An 11,860-nucleotide genomic window follows, 5' to 3' on the forward strand; every position below is an offset into this window, starting at 1 on the left:
CACGCAACAGGTACAAGCTGATTGCTCAAGGGTATGAAGAATTGATCAAATCAACAACGCAAAATTAAACTATAGCCATTCTTATTTGTAACGTGCTTATTTACTGATTAAAATGGGACTTTCATACAGCTTTCTTTTTACAGGCGAACTATATTCAACAGCATGAACATACCCATTGCATGCTATGCGCATATTATCTACATTAATGGCAAAATCTTACCTTATGAAAACCATTCTTTCGATCATTTTAATTATTATGGCCATGGGCTGTACACAACAAGTGACCTTTAACTATCCTGAAACAGCGAAGGGTGATGTGGTGGATAATTATCACGGCACGGAGGTCCCAGATCCTTACAGGTGGCTGGAGGATGATATGTCTGATGAAACGGCTGCCTGGGTTAAAGCGCAGAATGAGCTTACCTTCTCCTACCTGGAATCCATTCCCTTCAGGGATGCACTAAAAGAACGTATGACCGAGATCTGGAACTTTCCAAAAATGGGAACCCCCTTTAAGGAAGGGGAGCTGTACTTCTACAGTTACAATACTGGACTTCAGAATCAGAGCATTATCTATATGAAAAAAAGCCTGGAAGAGGATGGCGAGGTCTTTCTGGATCCCAATAAATTTTCGGAAGATGGGACCGTGGCCCTGGCCGGCTTAAGTGTATCTAACGACCATAAATATGCAGCCTATGGGATTTCCAAAGGCGGTTCCGACTGGAGGGAGTTTTTTGTGAAGGAGATTGCCGGCGGCAGTGATCTGGAAGATCACATCGAATGGATCAAAAACTCGGGAGTGTCCTGGTATAAAGACGGCTTCTTTTATACCCGCTATGATACTCCGGCCGAGGGTGATGAATTAAAAGGGGAAAATAAGAATGCCAAAGCTTATTACCATAAGCTGGGGACTCCACAGTCGGAAGATGCACTGGTGCATCAGGATCCGGCACACCCTGAACGTAGCTTCCATATGGGTGTCACTGAAGATGAGGCTTATATATTATTGAGCGCTTATGAATCAACCAGCGGTAATTCCCTGGCATTCAAGAAGGCCGGACTGGACGACACCCCCTTCACCTGGCTGGATGAGGACTTTGATGATGACTATTCGCCCATTGGTAATCACGGAAACATCCTCTATGTGCTGACCAATAATGAAGCACCTCTTTACCGGCTGGTTGCCATAGACCTGAACCATCCGGCACGGGAAAACTGGGTGGATGTAATCCCGGAACAAGGAGACGTCCTGGAATCGGCCACCCTGGCCGGAGGTAAAATTATTGCCTCTTATATTCAGGATGCCTTTAACACTGCTTATGTTTACAACCTGGACGGAAGCATCTTGCATGAAGTTCCTCTGCCCGGAATCGGATCCGTGGGAGGATTCAACGGAAAAATGGAGGATAACACAGCTTTCTACAGTTTCACTTCTTTCAATTATCCTGCTACCATCTTCAAATACAATATTGAAGAAAACATTTCAGAAGTGTTCTATATCCCGGAAGTGGATTTCGATGCTGCGGCCTACGAAACCAAACAGGTCTTTTATACCAGCAAGGATGGTACGGAAGTCCCCATGTTCATTGTGTATAAGAAAGGCCTGGAACTGGATGGGACCAATCCGACCCTGCTATATGGCTATGGTGGATTTAATATATCCATGACTCCATCCTTTAGCAGTACCCGTGCCGTTTGGCTGGAGCAGGGCGGTGTCTTTGCTCTTGCCAACATCAGAGGTGGTGGCGAGTATGGGGAAGCATGGCACAAAGCAGGCACTGTCCTTCAGAAACAGAATGTATTCGATGATTTTATAGCCGCTGCTGAATATCTGATCGAAGAGAACTACACCTCCAGCAAGCGGCTGGCTATCTATGGAGGATCCAACGGCGGCCTGCTGATAGGAGCTGTGATCAATCAGCGGCCTGAGCTTTTTGCAGCAGCCGTCCCCATGGTGGGTGTTATGGATATGCTTCGCTTTCATAAGTTTACCATAGGCCGGTACTGGACGGTAGATTACGGATCCTCCGATGATCCCGAAGAGTTCAAATACCTGCTGGCTTACTCCCCTGTTCACAATATTTCAGCTGAAAAAGATTATCCCGCTGTTCTGATCACTACAGGTGATCATGACGACAGGGTGGTACCGGCTCACTCCTTTAAATATGCAGCAACGCTTCAGGACAAGTATGCCGGCAAGAACCCCGTGATGATCCGGATCAATACCGATGCCGGTCACGGTGCAGGGAAACCTACCGATATGGCCATTCAGGAGTATGCCGATGTATGGTCCTTTATCTATAAAAACATGGACTTTACCCCAGAGTTTTAATCATTGAAATATAAGTACTTAGTTATTGAGGGAAATATTGGGGCCGGGAAAACAAGCCTGGCCTCTTTGCTGGCGGAAGAGACTGGAAGCCGTCTGGTTCTGGAATCGTTCAGTGAAAATCCCTTTCTGCCAAAATTTTATGAAGATCCCGACAGGTATGCTTTCCAGCTTGAACTTTCCTTTTTATCGGAACGATACCAGCAGATCAAAACCGAACTTGGACATCCGGACCTGTTCGGGCAAGGAGTTATTAGCGACTATTTTCTGGCAAAATCCTTTATATTCAGCAAACATAACCTGAAGGAGGATGAAATGAAGTTATTTGAGAAATTATTTTCCATCATCAATCTGCAGGCACCCAAACCAGATCTTTATGTATACCTGCACCTCCCGGTCGAAAAACTGCTTGAGAATATAAAACAAAGAGGCCGGGAATACGAAAAACACATCAAATACAACTATCTTAAAGAGGTTCAGGATGGGTATTTTGGATTCTTCAAATCGCAACGAGAAATGAAAATAGTGATCCTGGATACCAGCCGGCTCGATTTTATAAATAAGAGTTCAGATCTTCAATTACTAAAAAAAGTTATCCTCGAAGGTGAGTATACTCTTGGAATGAACAGGCTAATTTTGTAACTTATGCCTTCATTCGACAAAGAAATCTTTATTTTTGTCAAAAACATTATGTAATTTTGCACCTTACTTAAAAGTAACTAAACAGAGAAGAATAATCAACATTTAATCAGATTGATATGAGAAACATTAAGAACTTTGCGATTTTTATCCTCGCAGCCGCAGTATTAAGCAGTTGTGGTGGTCTAAACAAAATGGTCAAGGACTCTGCCCTTGTTGGCTACCAGGTAACTCCTGAAGTACTGGAAATGCACGGTGGTGAAGTGGATATGACTATCAACGTCAACTATCCCGCCAAGTATTTTAACAAAAAAGCTGTAGTCACCCTTACCCCCGTCCTCCGGTACGAAGGTGGTGAAACAACACTCGACCCTCTTGTGCTCCAGGGTGAAGATGCAACTGCCAACAACAAGCCAATCAGCTATGATGGTGGCGGAAGTGCCAGCTTGTCAAGCACTCTTACATACGAAGATGCCATGATGATGTCTGAGCTGTATTTCACCGTAAATGCTGCCATTAAGGAAAAATCGGCTGATCTTGGAGATGTAAAACTGGCCGATGGTATCATCGTGACTCCATTGTTGGTACAGAACAATCCAAAGGTTATCCTGTTCGATAACAATTTCAAGCAGATCGTTCCTGAGTCTTATGAAGCCGACATCAAGTATGTGATCAACAGGGCCGATATTCGCCGTTCTGAAATGAGCAAGGAAGAAATTGCCCTTTTGAACGAAACTCTGAAAAATGTCGACGAAAACGAGAGGCTCGAGCTTAAGGGGATTGAAATTTCGGCCTATGCTTCTCCCGATGGAGAGCTGGACCTGAATACCAAACTGGCCGACAAGCGCCAGACGAGCGCTTCAAAGTATCTCTCCGGACAGTTGAAAAAGGCCGAGGTCGAAGTTGCTGATGAACTGATGAGTTTGCTGGCTACTCCGGAAGACTGGGAAGGCTTTAAAAAACTCATGGAAGCTTCTGACATTCAAGATAAAGAGATGATCCTCAGGGTACTCAGCATGCACTCTGACCCGGTTGTACGTGAGCAAGAAATCAAGAACCTGACCGCCGCTTTTGAAGTCATTGCTGAAGAGATACTGCCACAATTAAGAAGATCCAAGTTCACTGTAAACATGGATAAAATTGGTTGGAGCGACGAAGAACTGGTCGACCTCTTTGCAAACAATCCTGATACTCTTGTGCTGGAAGAGTTGCTCTACACCGCTACCCTTGTAAAAGACAATGAGACCAAACTGGCTGTTTATACCAAAGCTGCGAAGGTAGCTCCCCAGTGCCTCCGCGCTCATAACAATCAAGGTGTTGTTCTTTACAACATGGGCAAACTGGAAGAAGCTGCCTCATCCTTCAAAGCTGCAAAGGCCATCAAGGACCACGATATCATCAATAACAACCTTGGAGCCCTTGCTCTCAAGAATGGTGATGTAGAAGCCGCCAAAGAAGCTTTCACCGCTTCCATGGGAGCCGGATCCGCAGTCAACTACAACCTGGGAATTGTAAGTATCAAGGAAGGCGAATATGAGACTGCTCTGAATTACTTCGGAAGCGAAGCTTCCTACAATTCTGCCCTGGCCATGTACCTGAAAGGTGATAGTGAAGGTGCCTGGAGAACAAATGCCAATCTGGAAAAAGTGGGTGGAATGGGTTACTACCTGCAGGCAGTGATTGCTGCAAGCCAGGACATACCAGAAGCTGCACTTGAGAACCTGAAACTTGCCGTGGAGAACTGTGGATCTGCTCAGTTCATCAAAGACAGGGCAAAGAAGGACCTCGAATTCGCCAAGCTTTTCGAAACTGCCGAATTCAAAGCAATTGTCGAGTAGATTTTAGGAATCTTGCATAATAGATTAAGAGGCTGTCTCATCCGGGGCAGCCTCTTATTTTTTGCTCAGGCTCCTGAACAGCTCCCAGATAACAATTCCTGCAGCAACCGAAATATTCAGGGAGTGCTTGGTACCATACTGAGGTATCTCTATACAGTAATCGCTCATATTCAGCACGTCCTGTTCCACTCCCCTGACTTCATGGCCGAAAACAATAGCATATTTCTGCTGGTCAGCAAGACGAACCTGATCCAGCATAAGCGCTCCCTCGGCCTGCTCCACAGAGTATATCTGATATCCCTTCGCCTTTAATTCTGTGAGAGCATCGACGGTCTCCTTTCTATACTCCCAGTGTACAGATTCTGTAGCCCCGAGTGCTGTTTTATGTATCTCCCGGTGTGGCGGAGTGGAGCTGATTCCACATAAGTATATCCCTTCCAGACGAAAAGCATCAGCAGTGCGAAATACAGAGCCAATGTTATTCAGGCTCCTTACATTATCGAGCACTACCGTAAGAGGGATCTTTTCCACACTCTTATACTCCTCCACAGACAGTCTTTCCAGCTCCTCATTCAAGCGCTTTCTCATTTTCATCTAATTATAAAACGAAATTAACCAATATGCATGAACACTAAGCACAACTTTTATCTTTTTCCTGTCAGTCAAATTGCTAAATTTGTTTAAATCAAGCAGACAAGCATTATGAATATTCATGAATACCAGGGAAAACAGATTCTTAAACAATTTGGAGTCTCCGTGCCCTCCGGGGATGTAGCCACCACTCCTGATGAAGCCGTGGAGGCCGCCCGAAAAATTCAGGCAGAAACAGGTGCAGCTACATGGGCTGTAAAGGCTCAGATTCATGCAGGAGGACGCGGAAAGGGTGGTGGTGTGAAAATTGCCAGAACGCTGGAGGAAGTGAGGTCGCATGCCCGGGATATTCTGGGAATGACCCTGGTTACCCATCAGACCGGAGCGGAAGGAAAGCTGGTTGGGAAAGTGCTTGTTGAACAGGGTATTTTCTACCCGGGGGAGAGTGAACCCCTGGAATTTTACATGAGCGTTTTGCTGAACCGGGAAAGCGGGAAAAACATTATCATGTACTCTACGGAAGGCGGTATGGATATTGAGAAAGTTGCTGAAGAAACCCCACACCTGATTTTCAGGGAGGAGGTGGATCCGGGGGTTGGAATCCAGGCCTTTCAAACAAGACATATCGCTTTTAACCTGGGGCTGTCGGGTCAGGCTTTTAAGGAGATGTGCAAATTTGCAGGGGCCCTCTATAAGGCCTTTGAAAAATCCGATGCCTCTCTCTTTGAAATAAATCCGGTTTTCAAAACATCTGATAACCATATTATGGCCGCCGATGCCAAGGTGAATATCGATGATAACGCTCTCTTCAGACATGCTGATTACGCAGCCATGAGAGATCTCCATGAAGAGGACCCCGCAGAGGTCGAAGCAGGTGAATTTAATCTGAACTTTATAAAGCTGGATGGAAATGTGGGCTGTATGGTGAATGGTGCAGGGCTCGCTATGGCAACCATGGACATCATAAAACTTTCAGGTGGCGAACCTGCAAATTTTCTGGATGTAGGAGGAACGGCCAATGCAGAGACAGTTGAAGCCGGATTCAGAATCATCCTGAAAGATCCCCGTGTGAAAGCAATACTTATCAATATTTTCGGCGGAATTGTTCGTTGCGATCGCGTAGCGGAGGGTGTTGTTGAAGCCTACAGAACCATTGGACAGATAGATATTCCGGTTATAGTCAGATTACAGGGGACCAATGCAGAAGAGGCCAAGGTGCTTATTGACAACTCCGGACTTGAAGTTCATTCCGCCATCACACTGGAAGAGGCTGCTGAAAAGGTGAAAGAGCTGGTCGTCTAGCTTCAGATCAGTGAGCGGCTGCGCAGTATTTCCTCCATTTCTGTCTGAAGCCTGGAGGCTTCGAGCCTGGCCGCATCCTGGAATTTATTGGTCACGTCTGCGTAAATAATCGACCTGCTTGCATTAACAATCAGGCCACAGCGGTCGTTCATCCCGTATTCAGCAACATCCCTGAGACTTCCTCCCTGGCTTCCCACCCCGGGAACCAGAAGGAAATGTTCCGGAACCAGTTTCCGGATCCGGGCCAGGGCTTCTGCTTTGGTAGCCCCGACTACGTACATTATATTGTTAACGCTACCCCATGCTGATGAAGTGCTTATTACCTTCTCAAACAACTGGGTCCCTTCGTCCAGATAGAGCTGCTGAAAATCCCCGGAGCCTTCATTCGAGGTGAGTGCAAGAAGTATGACCCATTTCCCTTCATACTCCAGGAAGGGAGAGATACTATCGAAACCCATATAAGGAGAGAGGGTAATTGCATCAAAATCCAGCGTTTTGAAGAAAGCATGGGCATATATATGGGATGTATTCCCGATATCGCCCCGCTTTGCATCAGCAATAATATACAGATCGGGATATTGTTCCCTGAGGTAAGTTACAGTCATTTCCAGGCTCATATAGCCTGCAGCTCCCAACATCTCATAGAATGCCAGGTTTGGTTTATATGCAACCGCATACTCCTGGGTGGCATCTATGATATGCTTATTAAACTCAAATACAGGATACTCCTTATGAAGGAGTATCTTTGGAATTTTTTTAAAATCTGTATCGAGTCCCACACAGAGAAAACTCTTTTTACGCTTAATATTCCTGAATATCTCTTCGGCGTTCATAACTAATAAATTAGTGCATACCGCTCTCTTTCAAACGTTCCGCATTCTCTGCCATCTGGAGCTTATCGATTATCTCCTGAATATCCCCGCTAATAATGGACTGAAGATTATACATCGTCAGATTGATACGATGATCAGTCACCCTGCCCTGCGGATAGTTATAGGTTCGTATTTTAGCTGAGCGATCGCCTGACGATACCATGGTTTTCCGCCTGGATGAGATGGCATCCATTCGCTTCTGGTACTCCAAGTTATAAAGCCTTGACCTTAGCTCCTTCATAGCCTTATCCAGGTTTTTCAACTGCGACTTTTCATCCTGACAGGTCACTACGATCCCGGTGGGAATATGAGTCAGACGTATGGCTGAATAGGTTGTATTAACCGACTGGCCACCGGGACCCGACGAACAATAGGTATCCTTTCTGATATCTGCCTGGTTGACTTCCACCTCAAAATCTTCCGCTTCGGGCAGTACGGCAACCGTAGCTGCTGAAGTATGAACCCGGCCCTGGGTTTCGGTTTGAGGAACACGTTGAACCCGGTGTACGCCGGACTCATATTTCATTATTCCATAAACTCCTTCCCCGGTAACATTCATGATAATTTCTTTGTATCCGCCAACAGTCCCTTCCGTAAAACTGGTAGTCGAAGCTTTCCACCCTTTCGATTCAAAGTACTTGGAATACATTCTGTAAAGATCACCTGCAAAAATGCTGGCCTCATCACCACCTGTTCCTGCCCGGATCTCTACAATGGCACTCTTTTCATCCTCCGGGTCCTTGGGTAACAGTAGAAGTTTAATATCCTCCTCCAGCCTGCCCAGTTTATGCTGATAGAGATCCAGCTCCTCCCTGGCCATCTCCCTTAACTCTTCATCCTTCTCTTCCGACAGCATTTCCCTGGCACTTTCGATATTGCTCAGCAAATCCCTGTAGTCATTCATCGCATCTACAACAGGTTCCAGATGTTTATACTCCCGGTTCAATTTCACATAGCGCTTCATATCAGCTATAATGGCCGGGTCGGTAATTAACTGTCCCACCTCCTCAAATCTTAGCTTCACTCCTTCTAAACGGGATAATATCATATTTTCGCCCATGCCTCTGTATCTCCTTAATAAATATATTCTGCCTGTTCTCCGACGATGGTAAGTCTCTTTTGCGGGGATTCCAAGCAATGCCCCACTATTCTGGCTTCAATATTATATTTCGCAGCCAGCTCTATGATTCCCCGGGCGCTTTTCTCGTCGGTATATATTTCAAAACGGTGCCCCATATTGAATACCTGGTACATCTCTTTCCACGTTGTGCCCGACTCCTCCTGTATCATTTTGAACAGTGGGGGTAACGGAAACAGTTTGTCTTTGATAATATGGATGTTCTGCACAAAATGCAGGACCTTTGTCTGGGCCCCGCCGGAACAGTGGATCATAGCACATACCTGGTCTTTGTATTGCTCCAGCACCTCTCTGATTACAGGAGCATAGGTCCGGGTCGGGGAGAGCATCAGCTTTCCGGCATCGAGACCGAGACCCCTGATCGAATCGGTAAGTGTTTTACTACCCGAATATACAAGCTCGGACGGAACGTCCGGATCAAAGCTTTCCGGATATAGGCGGGCCAGGTATTCTCCGAACACATCATGACGTGCCGAGCTTAATCCGTTGCTCCCCATTCCCCCATTATAGCACTTTTCATAAGTGGCCTGGCCGGTAGAAGAGAGCCCTACAATGACATTCCCGGGGAGAATATGGTTCTCTATGATACTGGAACGCCTGGACCGTGCGACAACCGTTGAATCCACAATAATGGTTCGTACCAGGTCGCCTACATCAGCAGTCTCTCCTCCCGTGCTGTAGATCGGGATACCCAGGGAACGCAATTCATCCAGGATCTCTTCGGTCCCGTTGATAAGAGCGGAGATAACCTCCCCGGGAATCTTTCTTTTGTTCCTTCCAATAGTAGATGAAAGGAGTATATCCCCGGTGATCCCCACACAAAGCAGATCATCCAGGTTCATCACAATGGCATCCTGGGCAATGCCTTTCCATACGGAGAGGTCCCCTGTCTCCTTCCAGTATACATATGCCAGAGAGGACTTTGTTCCCGCCCCATCGGCATGCATCACCAGGCAATGATCCGGGTCGCCGGTCAGTATATCCGGAATCACCTTGCAAAAGGCGCCTGGAAAGAGGCCTTTGTCCACATGCCTGATAGCCCGGTGCACATCCTCCTTGCCGGAGGAGACTCCACGCTGAAGGTAACGGGAAGAGTGACTCATCTCGATTAATTTTGCGGTATATAGTCTGTTGAGAGCACCCTGAATTCGGTGCGCCTGTTAACCTGGTGTGCCTTTTCCTGAAGTTCCACGCCCTCCATCTGGTTAATGAAAGCCTCTGTCAGAATATCACCTATCTCCAGAAAACCATACTGTGTTTTCACCTTCTCATCCACTACCTTGGGTTGAGATTCTCCATAACCCTGAGCCTTTAACCTGTCGGGCTGAATCCCCTTAGAGATCAGGTAATCAACAACTGACTGAGCTCTTTTTTGTGACAATTCCTGATTATCCGCAGGCGTACCCCTGGAATCTGTGTGTGACATTAATTCGATGGTCACATTGGGGTTATCGTTAAGAGTTTCCACCAGGTTATCCAGGGACACCATCGATTCGGGCCTCAGATACCACTTTGCAAAATCATAAAAAATATTGGGCAGTTCGATCACCTGGGTGATGGAAGCGAGATAAATGGTCACTTCAAATTCCTGGCTTTGATCCAGTCCCCTGGTAGATTCTCTCTCTTTACCATTCAAATAACCCGGTTGAGTGGCCACAAAGACATAGTCGGTGCCTGGTTTAAGCATAAACCTGAAAGTTCCGTCTTCACCGGTGTTAGCTTCCACAGTGATTCCATCACTTCCGACCGATCTGACCGTTGATCCCGGCAGGATCTGATCGTTCCGTTCATCCTTTACTACTCCGGTAACAGAGAACTCCAGTGGTGGCAGCACAAAGGAAAAAATATCATCATTTCCCCTCCCCTTCCTCGAGGAACTAAAAAACCCCCGCTCCACCTCTTCTTCAAACACGATACCAAAATCATCCTCCGGGGAGTTTATAGGAGGTTTCATATTTTCCAGTCTCCAGGACCTGGTTTCATCCAGGGTAGCCTTGTAAATATCAAGCCCCCCTATTCCCACCCTGCTGTCGGATGAGAAATATAGCGTTCCATCGCTGTGAACAAATGGATAAAGCTCATTTCCGGGAGTGTTGATCTCCTCCCCCATATTTACGGGAGAACCCCAGCTGTCACTCTGGCTTTCTCGTGTTACTTTCCAGATATCTTTCTCACCCAGGCCACCAGGCATGTCAGAAACAAAGTAAAGCGTAAGACCATCGGGCGAAATAGCCGGATGGGCAGTGGTTACACTGTCGCCCAGAGCTTCAAGCTCCACCTTCGGCTCAGACCAGCCACTTCCGCTGGCGCTGGCGCTAAGAATCTGGCAACCGAGTTTCTGGTTCTTACCTTTCTTGCACCTGGTAAAATAGAGGGTGGTAAAATCCGAGGATATACATGGAGTTCCATCCTCGAACTCGGAGTTCAGACTCTCAACGGGAACCGGCACACTCCATTTCCCTTTTCTGTCAAGGGTGGATGAAAAGAGGTCCGCAAAATTTTGTCCCGTTGCTCCATGTGTTTCATTGCCGGTGGCATCTTCACGGGTGGAAGTAAAATATAATTCTGTGAAGGCTTCATTGATATATCCCGGGCTGAAATCCCTTTCCCTGGAATTAAAATATCGCATATTTTCAACGATATACCCCGTCGGGTTATTCTTCCAGCTAATAGCAACCTCGCATGACTCAATTCCAATATTTCCCCGGGGATCGTCCGGAACCAGTTCCACATAACGCTTAAACTGCTCCGCAGCATCCGTGTACTTCTCATTTACAAGCATCATCTGGCCATACCTGAGAAAGATTACCGGATCCTGATAATCTTCTCTAACAGCCTTCTTATACCATAATTCAGCAGAGCGTGCATCACCAAGTATCCGGTAACACTCCCCTATATTAAAGAGAATGGCCGTCTTCTGCATTTTATCGCTAACCTTATTCACAGCATTCTTAAAAAGATCGATGGCTTCATAATACTCACCGGCTTCGAATGCAGCCTGAGCCCTGGAGTCTTTCTGCTTTTTTTGCCCTTCAACCGGATTTATAATCAGTAGAGCGGCCATAATGACCAGTGAAACTACTCTGAAAAATCTATTCATTATCGCTTGCCGTTTTTACAATTTGATAAAATTACCTTTTTTTTCCATGAT

At 46.3% G+C, this 11,860-nt stretch carries 9 protein-coding genes; 4 read left to right on the forward strand and 5 right to left on the reverse strand.

Going from position 1 to position 11,860, the window contains the following annotated elements:
- Nucleotides 1-223 precede the first annotated feature (223 nt).
- The 3 genes from P1P86_14270 (at nt 224) to P1P86_14280 (ending at nt 4,806) form a co-directional block, all read left to right on the forward strand.
- Nucleotides 224-2,332, forward strand: coding sequence for a prolyl oligopeptidase family serine peptidase (locus P1P86_14270; protein MDF1576350.1), 2,109 nt, complete (start codon nt 224-226; stop codon nt 2,330-2,332).
- Between the two features lie 3 nt (nt 2,333-2,335).
- Complete coding sequence (locus P1P86_14275; protein MDF1576351.1) at nt 2,336-2,971, forward strand: deoxynucleoside kinase; 636 nt, start codon at nt 2,336-2,338, stop codon at nt 2,969-2,971.
- A 116-nt stretch (nt 2,972-3,087) separates the two neighbouring features.
- Nucleotides 3,088-4,806, forward strand: coding sequence for a hypothetical protein (locus P1P86_14280; GenBank protein MDF1576352.1), 1,719 nt, complete (start codon nt 3,088-3,090; stop codon nt 4,804-4,806).
- 54 nt (nt 4,807-4,860) lie between these two features.
- On the opposite strand, the gene P1P86_14285 is transcribed toward P1P86_14280, so the two are convergent.
- Nucleotides 4,861-5,394, reverse strand: a complete 534-nt coding sequence (locus tag P1P86_14285) for an RNA methyltransferase (GenBank protein MDF1576353.1) — start codon at nt 5,392-5,394, stop codon at nt 4,861-4,863.
- Between the two features lie 114 nt (nt 5,395-5,508).
- Here P1P86_14285 and sucC point away from each other — a divergent pair, with 114 nt between their 5' ends.
- Nucleotides 5,509-6,699, forward strand: a complete 1,191-nt coding sequence (gene sucC, locus P1P86_14290; GenBank protein MDF1576354.1) for an ADP-forming succinate--CoA ligase subunit beta — start codon at nt 5,509-5,511, stop codon at nt 6,697-6,699.
- A gap of 2 nt (nt 6,700-6,701) precedes the next feature.
- Here sucC and pyrF read toward each other — a convergent pair whose 3' ends face one another.
- From pyrF to P1P86_14310, 4 genes are read right to left on the reverse strand one after another with little or no spacing between them, the layout of a single operon-like run.
- Nucleotides 6,702-7,532 carry an orotidine-5'-phosphate decarboxylase gene (pyrF, locus tag P1P86_14295; GenBank protein ID MDF1576355.1) on the reverse strand — a complete coding sequence of 277 codons (831 nt, stop codon included), beginning with the start codon at nt 7,530-7,532 and terminating at the stop codon, nt 6,702-6,704.
- 10 nt (nt 7,533-7,542) lie between these two features.
- The gene (gene prfA, locus P1P86_14300; protein MDF1576356.1) at nt 7,543-8,631 is read right to left on the reverse strand and encodes a peptide chain release factor 1; all 1,089 of its coding nucleotides are present in this window, start codon (nt 8,629-8,631) and stop codon (nt 7,543-7,545) included.
- Between the two features lie 14 nt (nt 8,632-8,645).
- Nucleotides 8,646-9,812, reverse strand: a complete 1,167-nt coding sequence (locus P1P86_14305) for a phosphoribosylformylglycinamidine cyclo-ligase (protein MDF1576357.1) — start codon at nt 9,810-9,812, stop codon at nt 8,646-8,648.
- 5 nt (nt 9,813-9,817) lie between these two features.
- Nucleotides 9,818-11,809, reverse strand: a complete 1,992-nt coding sequence (locus P1P86_14310) for an OmpA family protein (protein ID MDF1576358.1) — start codon at nt 11,807-11,809, stop codon at nt 9,818-9,820.
- Nucleotides 11,810-11,860: the final 51 nt, after the last annotated feature.

This window comes from Bacteroidales bacterium (genome assembly GCA_029210725.1).
GTDB lineage: Bacteria > Bacteroidota > Bacteroidia > Bacteroidales.

Coding starts and splice junctions, on each gene's coding strand:
- pyrF (MDF1576355.1), bottom strand. CDS start 7,532: ATGAACGCCGAAGAGATATTCAGGAATATTAAGCGTAAAAAGAGTTTT.
- P1P86_14270 (MDF1576350.1), top strand. CDS start 224: ATGAAAACCATTCTTTCGATCATTTTAATTATTATGGCCATGGGCTGT.
- P1P86_14310 (MDF1576358.1), bottom strand. CDS start 11,809: ATGAATAGATTTTTCAGAGTAGTTTCACTGGTCATTATGGCCGCTCTA.
- P1P86_14285 (MDF1576353.1), bottom strand. CDS start 5,394: ATGAGAAAGCGCTTGAATGAGGAGCTGGAAAGACTGTCTGTGGAGGAG.
- P1P86_14305 (MDF1576357.1), bottom strand. CDS start 9,812: ATGAGTCACTCTTCCCGTTACCTTCAGCGTGGAGTCTCCTCCGGCAAG.
- sucC (MDF1576354.1), top strand. CDS start 5,509: ATGAATATTCATGAATACCAGGGAAAACAGATTCTTAAACAATTTGGA.
- prfA (MDF1576356.1), bottom strand. CDS start 8,631: ATGGGCGAAAATATGATATTATCCCGTTTAGAAGGAGTGAAGCTAAGA.
- P1P86_14280 (MDF1576352.1), top strand. CDS start 3,088: ATGAGAAACATTAAGAACTTTGCGATTTTTATCCTCGCAGCCGCAGTA.